Origin of the sequence: Vibrio chanodichtyis (assembly GCF_028863985.1) — a bacterium.
In the GTDB taxonomy this organism is placed as follows: domain Bacteria; phylum Pseudomonadota; class Gammaproteobacteria; order Enterobacterales; family Vibrionaceae; genus Vibrio; species Vibrio chanodichtyis.
The window spans coordinates 1-23,598 of record NZ_JARBFT010000013.1; the positions used below are offsets into that span (position 1 = coordinate 1).

General features: G+C 48.9%; 18 protein-coding genes, 1 CRISPR repeat array and 1 riboswitch. Of the genes, 12 read left to right on the forward strand and 6 right to left on the reverse strand.

The annotated features are described in order from the left end of the window. Positions 1-84: 84 nt before the first annotated feature. A CRISPR array of direct repeats spans positions 85-1,633; the repeat unit is 32 nt; unit sequence GTCGCGCCTCCCACAGGCGCGTGGATTGAAAC. Between the two features lie 244 nt (positions 1,634-1,877). Both PUN32_RS11560 and PUN32_RS11565 read right to left on the reverse strand, forming a co-directional pair. Next, positions 1,878-2,210 (reverse strand): PBPRA1643 family SWIM/SEC-C metal-binding motif protein, encoded by a 333-nt coding sequence (locus PUN32_RS11560; RefSeq protein WP_274723365.1) that lies wholly within the window; start codon positions 2,208-2,210, stop codon positions 1,878-1,880. A gap of 103 nt (positions 2,211-2,313) precedes the next feature. Continuing rightward, positions 2,314-2,760: a PACE efflux transporter gene (locus tag PUN32_RS11565; protein WP_274723366.1), complete on the reverse strand. Its 447-nt coding sequence runs from the start codon at positions 2,758-2,760 to the stop codon at positions 2,314-2,316. A 134-nt stretch (positions 2,761-2,894) separates the two neighbouring features. Here PUN32_RS11565 and PUN32_RS11570 point away from each other — a divergent pair, with 134 nt between their 5' ends. From PUN32_RS11570 to PUN32_RS11605, 8 genes are all read left to right on the forward strand, one after another. Further along, positions 2,895-3,776: a LysR family transcriptional regulator gene (locus tag PUN32_RS11570; protein WP_274723367.1), complete on the forward strand. Its 882-nt coding sequence runs from the start codon at positions 2,895-2,897 to the stop codon at positions 3,774-3,776. A 104-nt stretch (positions 3,777-3,880) separates the two neighbouring features. Continuing rightward, the gene (locus PUN32_RS11575) at positions 3,881-4,183 is read left to right on the forward strand and encodes a YkgJ family cysteine cluster protein (protein WP_274723368.1); all 303 of its coding nucleotides are present in this window, start codon (positions 3,881-3,883) and stop codon (positions 4,181-4,183) included. Positions 4,184-4,523: 340 nt separating this feature from the next. Beyond that, entirely contained in the window at positions 4,524-5,648 is a 1,125-nt protein-coding gene (locus PUN32_RS11580; RefSeq protein WP_274723369.1) for a M20 family metallopeptidase, read from the forward strand. Positions 5,649-5,841: 193 nt separating this feature from the next. Next, on the forward strand, positions 5,842-7,227 hold the full coding sequence (locus PUN32_RS11585) for a TolC family protein (RefSeq protein WP_274723370.1): 1,386 nt from the start codon (positions 5,842-5,844) through the stop codon (positions 7,225-7,227). Further along, the gene (locus PUN32_RS11590) at positions 7,224-8,384 is read left to right on the forward strand and encodes an efflux RND transporter periplasmic adaptor subunit (RefSeq protein WP_274723371.1); all 1,161 of its coding nucleotides are present in this window, start codon (positions 7,224-7,226) and stop codon (positions 8,382-8,384) included. Before PUN32_RS11585 ends, PUN32_RS11590 begins: the two co-directional genes overlap by 4 nt. A 1-nt stretch (position 8,385) precedes the next feature. After that, positions 8,386-11,571 carry an efflux RND transporter permease subunit gene (locus PUN32_RS11595; protein WP_274723372.1) on the forward strand — a complete coding sequence of 1,062 codons (3,186 nt, stop codon included), beginning with the start codon at positions 8,386-8,388 and terminating at the stop codon, positions 11,569-11,571. 53 nt (positions 11,572-11,624) lie between these two features. Beyond that, the gene (locus PUN32_RS11600; RefSeq protein ID WP_274723373.1) at positions 11,625-12,311 is read left to right on the forward strand and encodes a response regulator transcription factor; all 687 of its coding nucleotides are present in this window, start codon (positions 11,625-11,627) and stop codon (positions 12,309-12,311) included. Then, positions 12,311-13,582: a sensor histidine kinase gene (locus tag PUN32_RS11605; protein ID WP_274723374.1), complete on the forward strand. Its 1,272-nt coding sequence runs from the start codon at positions 12,311-12,313 to the stop codon at positions 13,580-13,582. The genes PUN32_RS11600 and PUN32_RS11605 overlap by 1 nt, the downstream gene beginning before the upstream one ends. A gap of 102 nt (positions 13,583-13,684) precedes the next feature. Here the strand turns inward: PUN32_RS11605 and PUN32_RS11610 are convergent, their stop codons facing one another. Further along, the gene (locus PUN32_RS11610; protein WP_166015103.1) at positions 13,685-15,013 is read right to left on the reverse strand and encodes an anaerobic C4-dicarboxylate transporter; all 1,329 of its coding nucleotides are present in this window, start codon (positions 15,011-15,013) and stop codon (positions 13,685-13,687) included. 250 nt (positions 15,014-15,263) lie between these two features. Then, positions 15,264-16,094 carry an ammonia-dependent NAD(+) synthetase gene (gene nadE, locus PUN32_RS11615; protein ID WP_274723375.1) on the reverse strand — a complete coding sequence of 277 codons (831 nt, stop codon included), beginning with the start codon at positions 16,092-16,094 and terminating at the stop codon, positions 15,264-15,266. A gap of 73 nt (positions 16,095-16,167) precedes the next feature. Here nadE and PUN32_RS11620 point away from each other — a divergent pair, with 73 nt between their 5' ends. Then, the gene (locus PUN32_RS11620) at positions 16,168-16,686 is read left to right on the forward strand and encodes a nicotinate-nicotinamide nucleotide adenylyltransferase (RefSeq protein ID WP_274723376.1); all 519 of its coding nucleotides are present in this window, start codon (positions 16,168-16,170) and stop codon (positions 16,684-16,686) included. A 124-nt stretch (positions 16,687-16,810) separates the two neighbouring features. Here the strand turns inward: PUN32_RS11620 and PUN32_RS11625 are convergent, their stop codons facing one another. Beyond that, positions 16,811-18,400: a Na+/H+ antiporter NhaC family protein gene (locus tag PUN32_RS11625; protein ID WP_274723377.1), complete on the reverse strand. Its 1,590-nt coding sequence runs from the start codon at positions 18,398-18,400 to the stop codon at positions 16,811-16,813. 78 nt (positions 18,401-18,478) lie between these two features. Continuing rightward, positions 18,479-18,651, reverse strand: a riboswitch (Lysine riboswitch). Positions 18,652-18,798: 147 nt separating this feature from the next. Beyond that, complete coding sequence (gene emrD / locus PUN32_RS11630) at positions 18,799-20,004, reverse strand: multidrug efflux MFS transporter EmrD (RefSeq protein ID WP_274723378.1); 1,206 nt, start codon at positions 20,002-20,004, stop codon at positions 18,799-18,801. Between the two features lie 262 nt (positions 20,005-20,266). Here emrD and PUN32_RS11635 point away from each other — a divergent pair, with 262 nt between their 5' ends. The 3 genes from PUN32_RS11635 (at position 20,267) to PUN32_RS11645 (ending at position 23,558) form a co-directional block, all read left to right on the forward strand. Next, positions 20,267-20,515 (forward strand): hypothetical protein, encoded by a 249-nt coding sequence (locus PUN32_RS11635; RefSeq protein WP_319946311.1) that lies wholly within the window; start codon positions 20,267-20,269, stop codon positions 20,513-20,515. Between the two features lie 236 nt (positions 20,516-20,751). After that, entirely contained in the window at positions 20,752-22,398 is a 1,647-nt protein-coding gene (locus PUN32_RS11640) for a methyl-accepting chemotaxis protein (RefSeq protein WP_274723380.1), read from the forward strand. A gap of 248 nt (positions 22,399-22,646) precedes the next feature. Further along, positions 22,647-23,558 carry a siderophore ABC transporter substrate-binding protein gene (locus PUN32_RS11645; protein ID WP_274723381.1) on the forward strand — a complete coding sequence of 304 codons (912 nt, stop codon included), beginning with the start codon at positions 22,647-22,649 and terminating at the stop codon, positions 23,556-23,558. Positions 23,559-23,598: the final 40 nt, after the last annotated feature.

A 23,598-nucleotide genomic window follows, 5' to 3' on the forward strand; every position in this document is an offset into this window, starting at 1 on the left:
ACGTTTTGTCATAATGTCACCTATTAACTTATGAGATGATAATATCACCTCTAATTAAGTGACCAAATTCACCGTACCACTACAGTCGCGCCTCCCACAGGCGCGTGGATTGAAACGTTCGAATGTTGTATCCGCTGCCCAAGATCATCACGTCGCGCCTCCCACAGGCGCGTGGATTGAAACTTGTTACGTGTTTCCAAATCACGACCCTTGTGGGTCGCGCCTCCCACAGGCGCGTGGATTGAAACTGGCATTCAGCAACCACTCACTGAATTTACAGACGTCGCGCCTCCCACAGGCGCGTGGATTGAAACATGGTCTGCAACACTAACACCCAAGCTGTTACCCAGTCGCGCCTCCCACAGGCGCGTGGATTGAAACATAGTAACTATCCTCATTACCTGACGGGATCAGGTCGCGCCTCCCACAGGCGCGTGGATTGAAACTTGTATCTCCTCTTGAGTACCCATTATTAACAAAAGTCGCGCCTCCCACAGGCGCGTGGATTGAAACAAAATTACCGCGCAAATATCTTCATACAGCTTTGTCGCGCCTCCCACAGGCGCGTGGATTGAAACATCACGCATTGTTGCAACGTCGGTATCCATCGATGGTCGCGCCTCCCACAGGCGCGTGGATTGAAACTTTTCTAATGTTTGACGGTATCGTATCAGTGGCGTCGCGCCTCCCACAGGCGCGTGGATTGAAACTAACAATTTCCACTCTGTGCAATCTACAACTTTGTCGCGCCTCCCACAGGCGCGTGGATTGAAACATACTCACAATCTCGCATCTTTCGACCAAAGACGTCGCGCCTCCCACAGGCGCGTGGATTGAAACTTAATCCTGAAGAGGTTAAAACTAACATTTATTGGTCGCGCCTCCCACAGGCGCGTGGATTGAAACATTTGTTATCCACTCGCTTAAATAGTTCGCGCTCGTCGCGCCTCCCACAGGCGCGTGGATTGAAACACGTATCGGCCGCCGTAAGGCTCGCGCCATTATCGTCGCGCCTCCCACAGGCGCGTGGATTGAAACATGAAGTATCGTATATCCAAGAAATTAGTACTATGTCGCGCCTCCCACAGGCGCGTGGATTGAAACCGCGTATTCATAATGCTGCCACCTGTTTTTTGGTAGTCGCGCCTCCCACAGGCGCGTGGATTGAAACAATTAATGAATCATTGGAAACAAAAAGGCATGTGATCGCGCCTCCCACAGGCGCGTGGATTGAAACTCGTTTTACTCATAACAAAAAGCCCTCAATTAAGGTCGCGCCTCCCACAGGCGCGTGGATTGAAACCGTGGCGTGATAACCAGCCGATGATCAGTTGCAGTCGCGCCTCCCACAGGCGCGTGGATTGAAACATATACTCATTTAAATATTCGTTCAGAAAGTGAGTCGCGCCTCCCACAGGCGCGTGGATTGAAACCATTTTGACCAACACCAACATCAAACATTAAACCGTCGCGCCTCCCACAGGCGCGTGGATTGAAACATGGAAGGGCCGAGAGCAGGATCAGACCATATGCTGTCGCGCCTCCCACAGGCGCGTGGATTGAAACTATTTGTTGGCAACATGTTTCAATGGTCTATCACGGTCGCGCCTCCCACAGGCGCGTGGATTGAAACCACGGCTCGTTGTTCCAGTTTGAGCTGCGGGGGGCGCGCCTTCTGCAATTGCGTTCGGATTGTTGATTACTCAATTCAACCAACCACTTGCCATAGAACTAAGATCATTGATTAAAACGATTGATAAAGCTGAATTTGTGTTCAGAAAGGGCTTCTGTTGGCAAGTAAGGTGGCACTGCACTGTTGGCGGTTTATTTAACAAAAAAAACCGTCAGGCGACGGTTTTCCGGTAGTGCTTTCGCGCTTAAGCGCAGCACTTTTTGTATTTTTTTCCGCTGCCGCAAAGGCATGGATCATTACGGTTTGGTGTTTTATCAAAGGTAATGGTTTTTGGTTTACTTAATAGTGTATCAAGCTCAAGCGTATTTTCTGGCTGAGTCGCGTCGATAGTAATATTGGCCACGATAGCGTGCTCGGCCAATAATGCGGCAATCTCAACTTTACGCGCTTCGCTGGCGACGATGATCTGGATCGGTGCTTCCTCTGAACCAGCTTTGACATCACGATTCACGTTGTAGCCAGAGATGACATGGTTTTGTCTCGCATCGATTCGGCCTTTGAAAAATAGTTTGGACATTTGCCACTCACTGATAGGTATGGGGAGATTTGGGCGCGATTATACGGAACTCTAGCAATTGATAAAGCAGTACCTTGCAAAACACCACTTCACTTGGCTCAATTTATTGTGCCATTTGTGGCCCACCTTGCAGCACGGTGTTAGGGATCGGGAACAGCTTGTCGTAACCCCAGTTATAAACGAAAGCATAGACCAGATAGAAAGTAACGAAACCAATGTTTAGGCTAAGCGCCGCCAGTAGCGCGAGATCGAGCCACCAGGCAATGACCGGTAGCGTAAGTGCCATAAATCCACCCTCGAAACCGCAGGCATGCACGACTCGTTGGAACAAACTCTTGTGCGAGTGGCCCTGATATTTGAGCAGCAACTGGTCAAAACCGATGTTGTAAACATAGTTCCAGACTGTTGCCAATATTGAAAACAGCACCGCCAGCGGTCCCATGTGACTGAGTTCGATCCCCGTGGCTAAGCTTGCTAGCGGGGCGGCAATTAGCAGGCCAATCAATTCAAAACCAATCGCATGGCGCAGGCGATCGTTACGTGTGCGCATAAATAGTTCTCTTAAGCAGGTTTAGTGATAAATCGCGGCTAATCTATTGTCATTTGGCGATAGAATCACGTTGGTATCTATCGTTAAAATAGATGGATTGAGTTTTAAATCGGTAACACTAGGGGAAGCATAAAATGAACCCTTCACTGGAAACGCTCCGGATCTTACTGGCTGCCGCTGAGACGGGCTCCTTTTCTGCGGCCGCTCGCAAACTGGGCAAGGCACAATCGGTGGTCAGTACGGCGATTGCCAATCTAGAGATCGATCTGGCACTGACTTTATTTGATCGTTCTGGCCGTTATCCCCAACTGACGGACGCGGGCGCACGGATGGTGCAGGAGGCGGAGATCCTCCTCGCGCAAAGTGAGCATTTGCAAGCGGTGGCTGGCGAGTTAGCGGCAGGGGTTGAGTCACGTCTCACACTGGCTATCGACGATGACTCTCACTTACCTTGGCTTGGAAGTGTGCTGGAGCAGTTCGCGATTCATTATCCGACCGTTGAGTTGGAGCTACTGTTTCCATTGATGGAGGATCTTACCGAGTTGTTGGTCAGCGGGCGTGCCCAATTGGGGATCAGTTATCAAAAAGCGCATCCCCAGCGGGAGATCGCCACCCGTTCCTTGGGAGATGTCGCCATGCCGCTGGTGGTTGCGCCTAGTCATCCACTGGCGCAGCAGAGACCATTGCAGGAGCGTGATTTACAGGGAACGCGTCAACTGATGGCCACGGGACGGCGAGTAGGCAGTGAGCGTCACCGCTTTCGTCTGTCGGCGCAAGTGTGGTGGATTGAAGGCGATCTCGGCGTATTGGAGCTGGTCAAGCTTGGGCTCGGTTGGGCCGCCATTCCTGAATTTCTGCTGCATCAGCCATTGGCGCGGGGTGAGGTGGTGGTATTAACCCCAGATTTTATCGCCAGCCCCAGATTGGGATTGGAACTGCAATGGCACCGTGCTCGTCCATTAGGCCAAGCGGGAAACTGGCTTAAAGAGGCGATCTATACGCGAGCTCCTCAGTGAACTTCTAGTATCCTCCATCGCTGTTGGATAGTGTCGATCACGAATTTCGGTAAATAGGTTTAAATTGGAGTACTATGCAGCCATTACCTTGATTGAAGAACACTATGACCATTCCAATCACCAATCTACCGACTACAGAAATTTCTTGTTCAAACTGTCAGGCTTGCTGTTGCCGTCTTGAGGTGATGATCATTACCGATACCGGAGTGCCAGAGCGGCATATTGCCTTTGATAAATGGGGCGGAGAAACCATGTTACGTTTGGCAGATGGCTGGTGCTCAGCGTTAGATCGAGAAACATTTATGTGTACCATTTACCAACATCGTCCTTGGATTTGTCGAGAGTTTGAAATGGGCTCTTATGAATGCCAACAGGAAAGAGCAAATTTAACCAATGATGAGAAATAGCGAGATTGAGGCCATGACTGCAAGGTGATTATCAAGTTGCATACCTGTGCTGGGTTATGAATGGATCTGCTGATTTATCCAATTAATTAAAATAAGCTGCCAATTGTGATGGTTATCATAAAAGATTATTTCAATCGGTGAGTATTTGATCGCTTGGCGCGGGACTTGACTTCGATCATTCCTTTCTCGGCAGTCTGCACTCAGGATCGGCGCTGATGGTAAGTCGCTGGTTGGGCGATATCACCTCGGAAGGTTGTCAGATTGCGCTGATAATCGCTATCTCAGCATTGAGCGCTTTGAGCGCCAGACTGGTTATGAACGTGTTGGTTTAGGAGTACACATGCATTTTTCTCTACAGCAATATCTTGCAGAATTGGAACCGTTGATTAATGTCGATTGCGGCACATACACCCTAGAAGGGATCGAGTTTATCGCTAGCCAATTTGAGCAAAAATTTCAGGCAATGCATGGTTGGCAGGTAAAACGTATCGATTGTGGTAAGGCGGGTGTTGGGCTGGAAATTCGCAACCAACCTAACGCAGAGCAGATCGATGTGTTGATGATCGGCCATATGGATACCGTATTCCCAGTCGGTACTGCGCAGGCGCGCCCAATGTCACAAGATGGTGAAAATGCTTATGGTCCAGGTGTGTCGGATATGAAATCCGGCTTGCTCAACATCGTTTATGCGTTGCGCTACCTTGACCCTGAGGTACTCAATAAACTTTCGATTTGCGTCTGTATGAACCCAGATGAAGAAACTGGATCTGCTGATTCGGTAGACTGGATCCAATCAGTGGCTAAATCCGCCAAAACCGTGTTGGTTGCTGAAGCGGCGCGCGCTGATGGCGGTTTAGTCAAGGCGCGTAAAGGCCGAATTGGTTACCAAATCAGTTTTAATGGCATTGCTGCCCACGCGGGCAATGATCCAGAAAAAGGTCGTAGTGCGATCACCGAAATGGCTAACTGGATCATGGCGATTAACGCGATGAATAATTTTGAATCCGGTACCACTTTAAATGTGGGCGTTGTTTCTGGCGGGGTTGGGGTCAATATTGTGCCTGACTATGCTCAAGCGCATATTGATGTTCGATTCTGGGATAATGCTGATTATGATGCGATTGATACTCAACTCAGCGCAATGGCACAAACTCCGTTTGTGGATGGCGTAACGGTAGCGATTGAGCGTGAAGGTTATAAGCCAGCAATGGTTGCTAATTCGCACACTGAAGATCTGATCCAGTTGGTGGAAAATGCCGCGCAAGAGTTGGCGATTGATCTGAATTGGCATGCGGTTGGCGGTGGATCAGATGCCAACAATACGGCGATTTTGGGCATCCCGACCTTAGATGGCTTAGGCCCGATCGGTGCTTGCTTCCATAGCGACAAAGAATATCTGGTGTTAGCTTCTATCGAACCTCGCATTCGTCTACTGATGCGCGTTCTGGAAAAATTGAGCGCTTAAGTCATTCAGTGATCATTCAATTAAACCCGTGACCTTGGTTGGCACGGGTTTTTTTGTTGTGAATCCAATAACCCGAACCGCTATTTGGCCGCTTCGTATTTCAACGGTCTAGACTATCCATCTCTGCGGGCTCTTAACCCACTCTTAACCAGCGGCCGCTTAAACTGCGGTTAGATGGGTAGGAGACAATAAGATGATATTGCGATATTCAGTGATGGCGATGATGTTAGTCGGGGTGCTGGGTTGTGCCTCTCGTGAGGCCGACTTTACCACTCAAGCGACGCAGATAAGCGATCACACGATGGCACAATTGCTGGCGAAGTTGATGGCAGAACCGTCGGCGGCGTCATCAATCCCAAATGATGCACCAACATACTTGACCGATTTAGTCGATATTCCTGAGCTTGATCAATATCTGCAACATGCTTTACGGCATAACCCAAGCTTGCAGCAAAGCATGCTGGCCTTACAGATAGCCTATGCACAGCAAGGGGTTAGCGTGAGTGAGCAACGGCCACAGATTGAAGCCAGCTTTACGGCTCAAGAGCAGCAAGCCAGTCAGGCGAGTTACACGAGCGAGATCAGCATCAGTTGGGAGCTTGATTTATGGCGAAAATTAGCCGCCAGCAGTGCCGCGGCCGCGAAAGATATCGCGGCTTCCCAAGCTAGCCTGCAGGCCACCAGAGATCTGTTAGCCGCCAATATTATGCGCAATTGGTTGGAGATTAGCCTTCACCAACAGTTGTTGGAGATTGAACAGCGCCGCTTAGCGATATTCGAAAATAACGAAAGCTTGATATTGGGCCGATACCGCGTTGGTTTGGAGAATTTGCAAGCCTTAGACAATGCAAAAACCAGCACCGCCACCACACATGCCACTGTGGCTGAATATCGCGAAAATTTAGCCAAAAGCCAGCGCAATTTATGGCTATTAACCGGTCAGTGGAACTCGACATTGAGCCAGCCGCAAGTGCCGCTCTCCTTTCCCGCCGTGATCAATCCAATCCAGCGTTTAGCGCCGCAAAATATGGCTGGGCGGCCAGACTTACAGCAAGCTTTTTTTAATCTGGAAGCAGAATCCTACCGTAGCGATGCGGCTTATAAAGCTATGCTGCCTTCTTTTAGTTTATCCGCCAGTGTGGCGGATTTTGGCTCTACGCCAAGTCAAGCGTTGTTTACTAGCCCACTATGGAGTTTATTGGGGCAAATTTCCGCCCCCCTGTTTCAAGGTGGAAAATTGAAAGCACAGGCGGAAATGGCCGAGCTCACTGCCGAGCAAGCGTATTGGGCTTATCAAGAGGCATTATTGAATGCGGTCAATGAAGTGGAAAACGCAGTCGGACAAGAAAACGCCTTAGCGCGTCAGCAACAGCATTTAAGTGCGGCTTTGGCCAGTGCTGAGCGCAGTGAACAGAGTTATGAGCAGCAATACCGTGCTGGTTTGATTGATATTTTTGATCTGCTCACTGTGCAGCGGCAAACCTACGATATTGCCGCGCAACTGGCCAATACCACTTACCAACGCTTATTAAACCGAATTGATTTAGGCCTGGCTTTGGGTCTGGGAGTTGCGTCATGAAAAAACACACGGTGAAATTCGTCATCACTTTGGTTGCGATCGGGGCGATGCTGGCTGTGTTGGCATGGAATGGACGGCAAATGACGCCGATCACTGAGCCACAGCTCGCCGAGCCATTAGAGCCTGCCGCTAAATTAGCGCAGGTCGCGGTCCAAACCACCTCGCCGGGCAGTTATCAAGCCGAAATCATCGGTTATGGTGAAGCTAAGCCGCGTTATGATTTAACTTTCAGCAGTGAAGTCAGCGGTCGAGTGCATTATTTGGCGGAAAATTTCGCCACCGGTCGAGTGATCAAACAAGGTACTGTGATCGCAAAGCTGGATGACTCAAGTTATCAACAAGCTTTATCTCAAGCGATGGCGGATGTCACATCCACCCATTTAGCGCTGCTGGAAGAGCAGCGGCAAGGTGAACAAGCCAAATCAGAATGGCAACATTCGGGACTCACTGGGGAGCCTGATTCGCCATTAGTATTGCGCCAGCCACAACTGGAGAGTGCCCAAGCCGCCTATGCTTACGCCCAGCAATCTTTGCTCACCGCGCAAAAAAATCTTGCCAATACGGTGATCCGTGCGCCGTTTGATGCGTTAGTGGTGAGTCGTGAAATACAACTTGGTAGCTATCTGAATGTCGATAGCAGTATTGCTACGCTGTACAGCATCGATCAGTTGGAAATTGAGATCCCACTGGCTGATCAGCACTGGAAAAATTTACCCCCGATCGGCGCTGACGAACCGTGGCTGATCACCTTGCGTGATAGCACGACCGAACATCAGTGGCAGGCAAGGGTCGAGCGTCAAACTCAGCACAGCTCAGCAAACACTCGTCAGCGTTCATTGATCGCGGTGGTTGAACGTCCGTTAGAGCAGGCGATGCCCTTGTTTCCCGGTACTTTTGTGCAGGCGATCATCACCAGCGAAAAAATGGATCCTCTTTGGGAGTTACCGGCTTCAGCCTTGTCGCAGCAGGGGGACATTTGGACGCTCGATGCGCAAGGCACCTTACAAAAATTCGCCGCCACGCTACGCTTTGCTCAGCAAGATAAAATCTACGTTGTGCCGCCGCAAACCCAGGCTTCCAGCCAAGTGCAAGTGGTTATTCGTCCGTTGAGTCATTTCCAAGTCGGCATGTCTGTGCAACCGAGTGAGGCGCGTTAATATGAGTCATTCAACGCCTCGTGGCATCATTGCGTGGTTTGCGCACAATCCGGTAGCCGCCAATTTATTGATGTTCAGCACCATCATTGTCGGTTTGTTATCGTTTAGCGCTTTACGCCAAGAAGCCTTTCCGAGCCTAGAGCCGGATGAAGTGACCGTTTCGGTGACCTATGACAGCGGTGATCCGTTGCAATCGGAAGAGGGCTTGGCGATTAAAATTGAAGAGGCATTAGAAACGGTGCCGGGTATTAAGCGTATTACCTCCACCTCTGATGCTTCGGGTAGTCAAGTGTCGATTGAAAAACAGACCAACTATGACCTTGATAAACTACTGACCGAAGTAAAAAATAAAGTTGATGCGATCAACAACTTACCAAGCGAAGCCGAAAAACCGGTGATTGATAAGGCGCGTTTGCAAGATCATGCGATTTGGGTACAACTGTATGGTGATGCCGATCGCAGCACGTTGCAAACCTTGGCTCAACAACTCAAATCGGATCTACTGAGCCAAAGCGCGATCCGTGATCTGGAAATTAAAGCTTACCTTGATCCGCTGCTGTCGGTGGAAGTCGATGAGCGAACACTGCAAGCCTATAGTTTGACGCTGAACGATATCGCCGAGCGGATTAATGCGGAGTCGAACAGTGCGATTGCCACCAGCTTGCGTAGTCCTGATAAAACCGTGCGCTTGAAAGCTTCCGAGCAAGCTTATTCGGTGGACGCTTTTAAAGCGATCCCGGTGGTAACGGCATCCAATGGTAGCCAATTAACCTTAGGTGAGATTGCTCGTGTCGAAGATGCGTTTGCAGAAGATAGCTATGTTGTCTCGCGTTATAACCAACATAATGCAATGAGCATTCAAATCGTAATGGATGAAAACAGCGATGTGGTGGATATTGTTGAGCAAGCCAAGCGAGTGGTAGCCGAGTGGCAAACCAGTGATCGGCTGCCTGATAATGTCGCAATGGCGACATGGTATGACAAGAGCCAAATGATCAAAGAGCGTTTATCGTTGCTGGCGAAAAATGCCCTGACGGGGATTGGGTTGGTCTTTATCGTGTTGGCGCTGTTTTTAAATATTCGTGTTGCGTTTTGGGTTGCCGCATCGCTGCCGTTTGTGTTTTGCGGTACGCTATTTTTTATGACCGATTCGTGGATGGGCTTAACCATTAACGAAATGACCACATTTGGTTTCATTATGGCGCTAGGGATTGTGGTGGATGATGCGGTGGTGGTGGGTGAGAGTATTTACACCACCCGGCGTGCAGAAGGCGACACGCTCAACAGCACCATTAAAGGTACGCTCAGAGTCGCAGCACCAACGATTTTTGGGGTGTTAACCACAGTGGTGGCATTTCTTTCTATAGCTGCGGTCGAGGGCAAAATGGGGCAAATTTACGCCCAGTTTGCCACCGTAGTGGTGATTTGCTTGCTACTGTCATTGGTCGAATCTAAGTTTATCCTGCCGGCTCATTTGGCGCACATTAATACCCAACGCAGTGAGAGCAAGGGCATCTGGAGTCGTATGCAACGTGCCACCGAGCATGGCTTAGAGTGGTTTAATCAAAACATTTATCAGCCAGTGATCCAGTTTGCCATCGAGTTGCGTTATGCGGTGATTGTGGGCTTTGTGGCGATTTTCTTGTTGGTGATCGGGATGCCTATGACTGGTGTGGTGCGGGTGGCTTTCTTTCCCGATATTGCGGGTGATACGGTCAGCGCCGAAATCAGCTTATATAATGATGTGAGTTTTGGTCAGACCCACGCCAACTTGTTGCAGTTGGAAAGTGATGCGCTTGAAGTTGAGCGGCAGTTCCGCGTTCAAACCGCGAGTCGCGCGGCTTCTTATATCACCAGCATTCAAGTGATCGCCGAGGAGGATAAACTCGGCACGGTCAAGATCGAACTGGCGACCGATGCGCCATTCAGTACCAATGATTTTGCTGCCGCTTGGTTGGCGATGTCGCAAGGCATGGAAGGGGTTAAAAAGTTAAAAGTCATGTCATCCCAAGAGATGGTGGATAACTTTAAGGTTGAATTAAAAGCCGATGACGTAGCCCAACTCACGGCGGCGGGTCATCAGTTTAAGCTGGCGCTCCAAACTATTGAGGGGGTGAGCGGGATTGATGACAACCTAGATTTAGGTGAGCCGCAGTACCGATTTGAGCTGACCGAGCAAGGGCGGGCACTGGGTATGGATTCGGCCACTCTTGCTCAGCAAGTGCTGCAAAATTTTGGTGGTGATATTGTCCAGCGATTCCAACGTGGCAAGGATGAGGTGAAAGTGCGGGTTCGTTACCCTGCAACCGATCGGCAAACCTTAGCTGATATTCAGCGGGCGAGTGTGCGCACCCCAACCGGTAGCGTGGTGCCTTTAGTAGCCGTGGCTAAGGTTTATCGCGAATATCAACCAGCAGAAATCACCCGTATCGATAATCAACGAGCGGTCTATTTAACCGCTGTGGTGGATAAGTCGGTGATCTCTTCAAATGAACTGGTTAACCAACTGAAAGCTTCACTGGTGCCACAATTAACCGCCAGTTACCCAGCCCTGAAGATTGATTTCACCGGTGAGGCAGAGCAGCAGCAAGAATCAACCAGTTCAATGCAAACTACCTTTGTACTGGCGTTAGTGGTGATTTTTGTGTTGTTGGCGGTGCCACTTAAATCCTACGTACAACCGATGATTATTATGGTCGCGATCCCGTTTGGTATTGTGGGGGCGATCCTTGGCCACTGGTGGAATGACTTAACCATCAGTATTTTATCACTCAATGGCATACTGGCGCTGAGTGGGGTTGTGGTTAATGACAGCTTATTGCTGGTGTCTCGTTACAATGAATTGGTGCGTGCGCAAAAGATGCCTCCGGCAGCCGCCATCAAGCTGGCTTGTAGTAGCCGATTGCGCGCGGTATTGCTCACCTCAATCACGACATTTGCTGGTTTAGCTCCGTTATTGGGGGAAACATCAATGCAAGCGCAGTTTTTGATCCCAGCCGCCGCGGCACTGGGTTACGGTATTTTGTTTGCGACCTTAATTACCTTGATCCTAACCCCATCCCTGTTGATGATTGACCATGATATCCGCTGCTTGATCGCTCGTTTGGCACAGTACGCCAAGTGTCAATTCGCCAAGAACCCATCCGCGTCCCATCAATCGAGTGGTTCACCAGATCAACCAACTTAATCAACTAAGGCCCAGATGTTCTGCAGGGCGGAGAGACACATGAGTATTGAAAAATGAGTATTGAAAACCTGCAATTATTGCTGATTGAGGATGATTTGGACCTAGCCAAAGCGGTGATTGATTATCTCGAACTGGAAGATATTCAATGCGATCATGCTTCTAATGGGGTGTCTGGATATCAATTAATTAAACAAAATCATTACGATACGGTTATTTTGGATCTGAATTTACCTAAGCTGAGTGGCCTTGAGGTTTGTGCTAAGTTGCGTGCGCAGGGCATGGATGTGCCGATTTTAATGCTCACCGCTCGCGATACCTTGGAGGATAAATTGGCTGGTTTTGCGCACGGAGCGGATGATTACTTGGTTAAACCGTTTGCCATGCAAGAGCTGATTATGCGAGCGCAGGTATTATCGAGTCGCAGAAGCGGTCGAGTGACAAAGTTGATGATTGAAGGTGTGGTGCTGGATATGCAAACCCAAACCGCGACTCGCGATGGCTGCACGCTTAACCTCACGCCAATCGGTTTTAAATTGCTGGTCAGCTTGATGCGTGCTAGCCCAGCTCTGTTGACGCGCGACCAATTGATGCACAGTGTGTGGGGAGAAGATCCACCAGACAGTAACAGTTTAAAGGTACACATGCATAACCTAAGAAAAGCGGTGGATGGTACACGTGCGGATAAGTTAATCCATACCCTTGTGGGGCGTGGTTTTGTGTTTAGACGTGAGGTTAATTAATGCAACTTAGGCGCAGTTTACGGATCTATTTTCTAGCGATCATGCTATTGGTCGGGGCGATGACCATTTTGTTTATGTCGGGAATTGCGGTCAGTTATTTTTTCTCTGGTATGGATATGGCGATTGCGCGTTCGATGCGCGTACAAGCGCGCACGCTAGCCGCGGAAGATTATCCAGTTATTCAAGATGACATGATCTTCGTCACCGATTGGCAAATGCTACCCATGCCGATCCAAACTCACTTTAGCGAATCTGATTTAGCGCCCAATCAACTGGCAAAGCATATTGACGGTATACCGCTGTTTGAGCCACCGAAAGCGGGCTTGTTTGTAATGAAAATTGTCGATAACGGTAAGCAACTGTATGCTGCGATTGTGCTCCCGCCACCCAGTACACATTTAGCGTTTGAGGACGATGAAGTACCGCATTTTTACTACATCATTTTAACCGCGCTAGGGGGTTTATTGTTATTTTCTGCGGCGTTGGTGATGATCTTACGCAGTGTATCAACGCCAGTTGAAAATCTTAAAGATTGGGCAAAATCGCTGAATAATCAAAAGCTCAGTGAGCCATTACCACATTTTCATTACAGTGAGCTCAATACCTTAGCGGCAATTATTCAAACCAGTTTTCGCACCGTACAAGACAGCCTAGATCGCGAAAAGCGCTTTCTCGGCTATACCGGACATGAATTGAGAACTCCGATCGCGGTAATGCGCACCAATGCCGAGTTACTGAGTAAATTAGTTGCCAAAGAGAGCGATAAAGATAAACAAATCGCGGTATTGCAGAGAATTGAGCGGGCGGCTTTTACCATGACCGATTTGACCGAAACGTTGCTGTGGCTCAATCGGCAGCAGGAACAACCTTTGCCCACCACCACGGTGGCGCTCGGTGAACTGGTTAGCCAAATTAAACAAGATCTGGTTTATTTGTTGCACGATAAGTCAGTAAACGTGGTGGTGTTGACCGATGCCAGTACACTGGAATTGCCTGTCGGTTTATGTCGAATAGTGATCAGTAATTTGATCCGTAACGCTTTTCAACATACTTATGGTGGCAATGTGGTGATTAAGCAAGTCGGCTGTCAGCTCACCATCGATAATCACAATCATCCACGTCATGAACAAGCCAAGGAGCTTGGATTTGGCTTGGGATTAGAGCTGACTGAACGATTAGTTAAGCAGTATGCTTGGTATTACCAAAACACGACCACTGAGCACGGGCACAGTGTCACGTTACGTTTTCGCTCTGATTCTCCGGTCAGTTGAGCAAACCAAGAGCGGATAGGGCACAGATACAGCAATCAGCTGGAGAGAAAAAGAGCCACTGAAGGTGGCTCTTGAGCATTAAGCGAGAGTATTGTTAGCTGGTTAGCCAATAATCATCTTACTCAGTACTAAGCCGGCGCAACAAGCCGAGATCACCGCAATCAGGCCAACGACCATAAACGAGTGGTTGAAATACCACTTACCGATTTTGGTGGTACCGGTGTTATCGAAGTTGACGGTGGCAATATCCGATGGGTAGTTAGGGATAAAGAAGTAACCATACAGTGCGGGCATTAAGCCAATCAGCAGTGCCGGTTCTAAGCCCAGCCCTAAGCCCACTGGCAGCATCATCCGCGCTACTGCCGCTTGGGAGTTAACCACTACCGACACAATAAACAGCGCTAAGGCGAACGTCCAAGGGTAGCTGGTGACCATTTCAACGATGCCAGATTTAAATTGCGGCATCGCGTATTGGAAGTAAGTATCCGACATCCAAGCGATACCAAAAATGGCAATTGCCGCCACCATGCCAGATTTAAATACCACTCCATTTGGGACCGCACGTGGGTCGGTTTTGGTGGCGAGCAGAATGATACCGCCAAAGCACAGCATGATCATCTGGATCACCATATCCATGCCAATCGGTTTACTGCCCGCTTGAATGGTACGGATCTCAGGCCACATCGCAATTACCACGATCACCAAGATTGAGGAGATAAACAGCAATACCGAGTTGCGAGCCGAGTTCGGCAAGGTTTCATCTAGAGAGGTGGCTGTGGTATTGAGGATTTTTTCACGCCAGACCGGATCTTGCAGCCGAGCTTGGTATTCTGGATCATCTTCCAGCTCTTTACCGCGTCTTAGGCTGTAGAGCGCCATCAACAAAGTACCAAACAAGGTGGCAGGAATAGTCACCATCAGAATCGATAACAAGGTGAGGCTGTGATTAATGTTGACCAATTCTGCCAAGTAATACACCACCGCGGCCGAAATGGGTGAAGCGGTGATCGCGATTTGCGAAGCCACTGAAGCCGCAGCCATTGGACGTTCGGGACGAATGCCATTTTTCAGCGCCACATCACCAATGATTGGCATAATCGAATAAACGGCATGGCCGGTGCCGAGCATAAAGGTCATACCGTAAGTAACAAATGGTGCAATCAAGGTCACGCGCTTGGGATTTCTGCGCAGCATACGTTCCGCGACTTGCAGCATATATTTTAGGCCGCCAGCGGCTTCGAGGATCGAGGCACAGGTTACCACGGCTAAAATGATCAGCATTACTGTGATCGGTGGCGAGGTCGGTGGCATCTTAAAGACGAACACTTCGATAACCAGACCAATCCCTGACACCACGCCAAGCCCAATCCCGCCATATCGTGAGCCGATATACAGCATTAGCAGCAGAAACAAAAACTCCAGATACAACATTCAATGTTCCCTATATTTAATTGAATTGGTATGCATTGTCGGATTTCATTTGCAAAAATTATGAAGCCGAGTTCACAGAATTTTAGCCCGATGAAATGGAATGGTGGATATTCGGAGTATGGTCACACTCTTGTGCTGAAAAAGAATACCCTCTGTTGGTGAGGTGTAAGAAATTTGTTGCGGATTGCTCAGTGGCACCATCTCCACTGACCAAGTATTATGCTTGGTCAGTGGGGCTTGATAGCGTTAATTAATCGTACAGGGTTGGGATCGGCTGACGCTTATGTTGGGTGGCATGATAAATCGCCACTAACCGTTGGCTAACTTCCGCCGCGACCGGTTTACCTTCTAGAAAATCATCAATCTGCTCATAGGTGAGATTAAGCGCTGCTTCGTCGGCTTTTTGTGGGGCTAATTCTTCCAGATCGGCGGTTGGGATTTTCGACACCAGTTGATCTGGAGCGCCGAGGGTTTTTGCCACTAGGCGTACTTGGCGCTTATTTAGACCAAACAGTGGCGCGAGATCGCACGCACCATCGCCAAATTTGGTGTAAAAACCGGTAATATTTTCCGCAGAATGGTCGGTGCCTAACACAAGGCCGCCAGCATAGCCGGCGATTTCATACTGGGCTACCATGCGGGCGCGAGCTTTGACGTTGCCTTTGATGAAATCAATCTTGGCAGGATCATGAGGAACTAAGCCCGTATCGGTCAACGCTTGTTGTGAAGCGGCATGTAGCCCATCGACACCGGCTTTGATATTCACTGAGACTGAATGGCTAGGGCGAATAAAAGAGAGGGCGAGTTGGGCTTCCGCTTCATCTTTTTGCTCGCCGTAAGGCAAACGCACCGCGATAAATTGGTATTCAGAGGTATTGTGTTGCTGATTGAGATCTTCAATAGCAAGTTGAGCTAACCGGCCACAGGTTGTCGAGTCAACACCACCACTAATACCCAATACCAAGGATTTGCAGCCAGCTTCGGTCAGCTTACGTTTAATAAAAGCAACGCGGCGTTCGATTTCAAACAACGGATCAATTGAAGGCAATACGCGCATTTGTTGACGGATCTTGTGTTCCATAGGTTCCATTCCTGCAAGCAATGTCAAATTTTCAGTGTATGATAACGCAATTCACTGGCAAGCAGGGGACACAATGAAAAAAATCGCGGTGTTTGGCAGCGCGTTTAATCCGCCCACCTTAGGTCATAAAAGCATTATTGATGCACTCGGTCATTTCGATCTGATTTTATTGGTGCCGAGCATTGCTCATGCTTGGGGGAAGACCATGTTGGATTATGAGCTGCGTAATCAACTGGTTGATCAGTTCATCGAGGATATTGGCTCAAGCAAAGTGCAACGAAGCGATGTTGAAGAAATTTTATACACACCAGAAAATACCGTCACTACTTATGCGGTGCTCACCCACTTGCAAGCCCAGTATCCAGAAGATGAGTTGACGTTTGTGATCGGGCCGGACAATCTGCTTAATTTTGCTCAATTTTATCAAGCCGAGCAGATTTTGCAGCGCTGGACGGTGATGGCTTGTCCAGAGAAACTGACGGTACGCAGCACTATGCTGCGTGAGGCTTTGCAAGCGGGACAACCGATCCATGCATTAACAACTCCAGGTGTGGCGCAACTGTTACTCGATCAGCAGTGGTATCTCAATTAACCGTATGATTGATATGGACTTGGCTGAGTGACATCTCGAATCTGCCAAACGCTGACCAAGCACAGTCGTATCTGGTCAGCGTGACAGGGGAGGGTTATTTACTCTCAGTTAGTTAGGTATTAACTTAGGCGTTAACCGGTTGCTGTTTTTGCTGCTGCCAGCGAGTTTGGCGCAAATGAAAGCCACAAAACAGCACAAACCATACGCTACTCGCCGCTAAACCGGCCCACACCGAGTGCAGTAAGCCCATCGCCAAATAACCCAATAATGCTCCGCTAGCCGCGCTGAGCGCATAGGGCAACTGAGTGACAACATGGTCGATATGATGGCTGCCTGCACCCGTGGCGGAAAGAATACTGGTGCTAGAAATTGGTGAAGCATGATCGCCAAACACTGCGCCAGCCAGTACCGCAGAAAGAGTTGGCAACATTAGGCTAATATCCGATGCGGCCGCTATATCGCCGGCTAACGGCAGCATAATTCCGAAAGTGCCCCAACTGGTACCAGTGGCAAAGGCCATCAAACAAGACAGCACAAACACTAAGGCAGGCAGCAGTTCAACCGGCAGATTGCCTTGAGTCAAGGAAGCGAGATAGACCCCAGTTTGCAGATCGCGCACCACGCCACCAATCGTCCATGCAAACAGCAAAATGATGATAGCGGGCATCATGGCCATCACCCCTTTGGGGGCGGTCGCCAGCCAAGTTTGTGCGGAAAGCTTTAAGCGCAATGACAAAGCCACCGAAACCGCGAGGCTACACAACGCAGCATAAACCAAAGACTGAGCCACATCGGTGTTTTCTAACGCTCCAATCAAGGAAAAGGGCTGCTCGGCTGCGACTAATGCGTGGTTACCGGTATAGAGCATAAAGAACAGGGTAGTGATGGTCAGTACCGCGATGGGTAACACCATATCCAGCATTGTGCCTTGTGCGCTGTCGCCGCCTTCCATATCTAATCCGGCCGGACGACCTTTGTGCTCATCCCACAATTTGCCTTCACGCGCCCACGCTTCATGTTGGCGCATCGGGCCAATATCCATCGGCAGGAAGATCACCACAAGCACCATCAGCAGGGTAAATACTGCATACAGATTCATCGGGATCATCTGTACAAAAGCAGAAATGGCACTGATTTCTGTCATCTCATGCGCGGTTAAAATGCCGCCAATCAGGGCAATAATATAAGCCCCCCAAGAAGAAATCGGAGTGATCACACACACCGGTGCAGCAGTCGAGTCGAGCAGATACGCTAGCTTAGCGCGTGAGATTTGGAAACGATCGGTCACCGGGCGGCAAATCGCCCCCACTGAGAGGCTATGAAAGAAATCGTCAATAAAAAAGGCAAACACCATCAAGCCAGTCAGCGCTTTGGCACTGCGGCGATCTTTACATTTGCGCTCTGCCCATAAGGCGAAAGCGCGGGTTGCGCCGGATGCGGTCATTAAACTGATCAAGCCACCGAGCAGCAGCATAAACAGCAGCATATTGATGTTTTCAGTGTTGGGCGCACCCTCTGACCACAATAACCCGCTAATTTTAGCCAACAGATATTGCAAAGTCGTCAGGGGGGAAAAATGGTTGAGCATGACGGCACCAGCGATAATCCCTGCGCCTAGCGAGAGTAAAACTCGGCGCGTGGTGATCGCCAGTAGCACCGCGAGCAGCGGCGGAATGACCGAATAAATCGAGTCAGAATAAAGGGCTAAATTCATGGATCTCACATCACCTTTTCAGGTGGAGATCTACCAGCAGGATAAAAAACACATTTCAGCGAAATAACACTTCTTATCCTTCAAGGTAGCGCTCCATAGACAACAAACTATGGCAGTCCGGCATTTGTTCAATGCTGGCCCAGCGAACGTTGATGACGCAACGAACGCTTCGGCGCTGTACCCTTTAACCAGTCCTCATCGGGGTCAACCTACGACTGGCGACTCATGAACAGCGCGCCTCTACTTAAAGGAAGTATCACGTTGAGAAGTTGATTCAAAACGTGATATGGCGCGTATATTACTGCCTTTTTAGTCGACGACAAGATTTAATTTTGTCTTTTCCGCCACGAAATGGATCTCGTATGGCATAGCCGATTGATAGCGCTAACGTTTTGCGGTTACACCGCAAGCGGCATCTCATCCGCTGGTGGTTGTTTGCTATAAACTCGTTTTAGCCCCCACAGTGCGATGATCGACATCAGCAACATAATCATGCCGAGTGGTAGCTGATTTGTCGCCGGGTACATGGCCGCGAGCAAAGTCGCTAAACCGGCCCCTAAATTCTGCATTCCTCCCAAAATCGCCCCGCCAGTCCCAGCATGATAAGGGAAAGGGGAGAGCGCACCCGTGGTGGCGGCTGGGAATAAAATACCGGCACCGAGAAAGTAAATGGTTGCCCCGCTGATCAAAGACCAAGCGTTGGTGATGTCAAACAAGCCCGGCAGCATGATCACTAATGAACCAATCAGGATGGCACTTAAACCAACCTGCATGGCCATTTTTTCACGCCAGTGCTGGCTGATAAGGTTAGACAGCCAAGCTCCGGTTAAATAACCTGGGATCGGCAGTACAAACAGTAAACTTACCGTTGTCGCAGGCAGCGCCAATACTCCGCCCAATAACACCCCAGCCGCGGCTTCAAATACTGCGAGTCCGGCGAAGGTTGCCACTAAGCAGATCAAATAGCCTTGGAAGCGGCGGGTAGCAAGCACATGCTGATAGCTGCGCAACACAGGTTCTTTCCGGCGAGCGTGGGCAGGTAGCGTTTCTATCATGCGGGTTAGCATAGTGATCACGACCGCGATAGCAAACAGCGATAAAAATAAGTAGCTTGAACGCCAACCGAAGGTTTCCGTCAGTACGCCGCCTAACACTGGCGCGACCAGCGGTGAAAAAATCAAACACATGCTGATTAAACTATTGACTTTGTGCAGGCGTTCGCCCTCAAAACAATCCCGCGAAAGGGTGCGTGACATCGCGCCACCACAACCAATCCCTAAGCCTTGTACAAAGCTGCCGATCAGAAACCATGAGTATTGATGGGCAAAAAGCGCCATCAGTGAACCCAAAATATAAATCAGTAATCCCGCGATGATGATCGGTTTACGGCCAATCCGATCGGACAGAGTACCGTAGACAAATTGCGATAAACCGTATGGGATAAGATAACAAGCCATGACCGCCTGTAATGCGGCGGGTGAAACCAGAAACTCTTGTGCCATGTAGCCGATAGAAGGCACGTACATCGTTTGGGTTGCCTGACCGACTGCAGTCAGAATCGCGATAAAAAAGGTTAATTTTGCAACGGAAAGTGGGGCAGACATCGTTATCTCCAGCTAAAAACCATATCTGATTAAAATCATCTAATGAAAAAATAGAACAGGGTCTGATTGTTGGTGCGAGATGGTATTGCTGAGAGCCTTATCTAGCAATCGATTATTGCCAGTTTGCCCACGATAAATATCTATCCAATGGATTATTTTTTCTAATTAATAAAATAAAATTCAGATGGCTTGAACCCGCAGCGAGAGCAGACTATTATCGATTTAAATGAGAATTAGTCTCATTGTTGATGGGGTTATGTTTATGTTACCACTGATGATATTACTGCTGTTGATTGGCTTGCTGGGGTTTAAGTTAAGAGTGGCTCCTAGCTTATGGATTGGGCTTGGTTTAGTGACCTTGCTGCTGAGCGTTATCAGCCACAATAGCCCATTGCCAGCCTTAGTGTTGCTGTTTTTTCTCGCTCCACTGCTGCTGGCGTTAAACAACCAAGTTTGGCGAAGCGGGTTATTTTGTTTGGTTATATTGCTGCCACAACTGATGCTGATCTAACACTGGGTTTAGTCAGCCGATTGAACGCTCCGGATAAGCGAGGTTTTAGCACCGCTATCGTAGCAGTTATACCTCGAAAATCATCCCCAAAGATCACCTATCCCAAAATGAATGACTGAAGCGAGTTTTCACATTACTGTAAACTTATGTTGCGATAGTATAGGGTGCACTGACAACGTTTTATGCAGTTTTTGTCGCGTCGACATAGCACTTTATTCTAAAAATAGGTATCAAGCATGATGATCAATAAGTTTTCTCTCAAATGGATGCTGGCGATCGCCGTAGCCATTCCTGCGGTGGCGCTGCTGTGTGTGGCCTTTTCCAGTCTCAATACCATGTCCGAGATGCAGGCCCAATCCAACCGTTTGTATGCCAACACCGCCGCACCAATGCGGGCGATGGCTGAGGCGAGCACACGGATCCCGCGTATGCGGGTGGGGATTGATATGATGCTGTTACAACAAACGGCATTGCAAGATGCCAAAGGGGTTTTGAATCGCGTGCAAGAAACACGCATGGAAGATATTCCGGAAATGCGTCAAGCGATGCAATTAGCGGTTGATTCACAGGTTAACCCTGCGCTCAGAGAGCAAGCTCGCCAATTGCAAACGCGTTTTGAACAGATGGTGCGTGAAGAGTTAGAGCCAATGCTGCAAGCTTTGGCCAATAATGATATGACCACCGCGCAGAATATCTATCGTGATCAGTATGCGAAAACTTATGGTGATATGCGTAAACAAGCCAATCAGATCCTCGATACTTTATTAGATCAAGCGGAGCAGCAAAACCGTGCTAGCGTGGTCAGTTTTGAATCTGGGCGCACCGGGCAATTGATCATGATTGCGGCGGGGCTGATCATCTCTTTTATCACCTCACTGATCATTATTACCAACTTGCGCAGCCGTGTGGCGTATTTAAAAGATCAGATGAGTTCAGCCGCGGCCAATCTTTCACTGCGCACCCGAATTGAACTGGAGGGTAACGATGAGCTGTGTGACATTGGTGCAAGTTTCAATAATTTTATTGATAAAGTGCACGCTTCGATTGAAGCGGTAGCGGACAACTCGAAAGAGTTAGCATCAATGGCTGCTAGTGTTTCGCAGCGCGCGCATACGACTCAAACCAACTGTGCGGCACAACGTGACAGAACCGTGCAGGTAGCAACTGCGATTCATGAATTAGGGGCCACGGTGGCCGAAATCGCTTCTAATGCCGCAATGGCGGCAGATGTTGCCAAACAAGCCACTTTGCATTCTGGTGAAGGTAAACAGGTGGTCGGTGAAGTACAACAACGCATTCAAACCCTCTCCAGCGAGTTAGACAGTGCAACTCAAGTGGTCACTTCGTTAGCCACTCAGATCAACGGCATTAGTTCAACCTTAGATACGATTCGCAGTATTTCAGAGCAAACCAATTTGCTGGCATTAAATGCGGCAATCGAAGCGGCCCGCGCCGGTGAGCAAGGACGTGGTTTTGCGGTGGTAGCGGATGAGGTTCGTACACTGGCTAGCCGTTCTGCCGCCTCGACCGAAGAGATTCAGCAAGTGATCAACCGCCTGCAAAGTGAGTCAAATCGTGCAGTAGAAGCAATGGAAAAAGGCCGTTCACAAAGTGATGTGGTGGTGGAGTTTGCCGCGAAAGCCAATCAATCGCTGACCGAAATTAATGGTCAGATTGATCAAATTAACGATCAGAATATCCAAGTAGCGACCGCGACCGAAGAGCAATCGACGGTAGTGGAAGACATTAACCGTAATGTGGAAGACATCAATCACCTAACCTCTGAAACTTCGCAGGTTGCTGATGAGTTGAGTCGAGCCAGTGCCAATTTGCAGCGGCTCTCTGCACAACTGGATAAATTGGTTGGAGGCTTTGAGCTATAAGTCAGTTTTCCCGCTACTGATTGAACGACTATTTTTACCTTGAGCCTCAACCTATGTTGGGGCTGTTTTTTTGTTGCTAACAGGTTGATGATCTTTCTCCTGCCGACCACAAATCAGCCCCTTATCATGCCGATGTGCTTATACAGTTGCATTGCGTTGTCGATTTTGATTATGATACCGCCATCATTAATGAGAATAAGTATCAGAGCTATTATCTTGCTTATCTCCATTACCATCGGAAACAACGGATGAAATCTCGTCTTCATTGGGCAGTGTTAGGTTTATTGGCGGCGTTTGCTGTGCAAGCAGAAACGGTCACGATTGAACATCGTTTGGGTAAAACCACTGTTGAGCAAAAGCCACAACGGGTGGTGGTGATTGGTGTGGGAGCACTGGATGCGTTGGATAGCTTCGGTATTGAACCGGTTGCGGTGGCCAAGTTTTATGGCACCCCTAGCTATTTAGCAAAATACGAGACGAATCAATATCCTAGTGCGGGATCTCAGTTTGAACCTGATTTTGAAAAAATTTATACCCATAAACCGGATTTGATTGTGATTGGTCCGCGTGCGGCGAAAAACTATCAAGAATTGTCCAAAATCGCCCCAACGATCGTGTTTGCAGCAGAAACGGAGCCGGGTTACTGGGTCAGTACCCAGCAGCAGTGGCGTAATCTTGGCAAAGTATTTGCGATTGAGTCACTGGTGGAATCTAAAATTGCTCAACTGGATGCGCAGTTTAAAGCGATCATGGATTATAACCAACAGCGCAATAATGATGCGATGTTGGTGATGAGCTCAGGTGGTAATTTAACGACATTTGGTGCTAACTCACGTTTTTCTTCGGTGTACAAAGATTTCGGTTTTCGCGAAACCGTGCCGGTCATTAAAGAAAGTGGTCATGGTGATCTGATCTCCTATGAGTATATTCGTCAGCACAATCCTAAGCACTTGTTGATGGTCGATCGTGACAAGTTGGTCAATAAAAGTGAAGTTGGTATCCGCCGAGCTTTTGAAAATGATTTAGTCAAAGCAACCACCGCCTACCAAGACGGACATCTGGCTTACCTTGATGTGAATGCTTGGTATGTGGCCATCTCCGGCGTGACCGCCACCGAACAGATGGTCGCAGATATGAAAACATTGATTGGTATGCAGTAAACCAAGGAGGGGAAACCCTCCTTGAGTTCTCAAGCTGAGG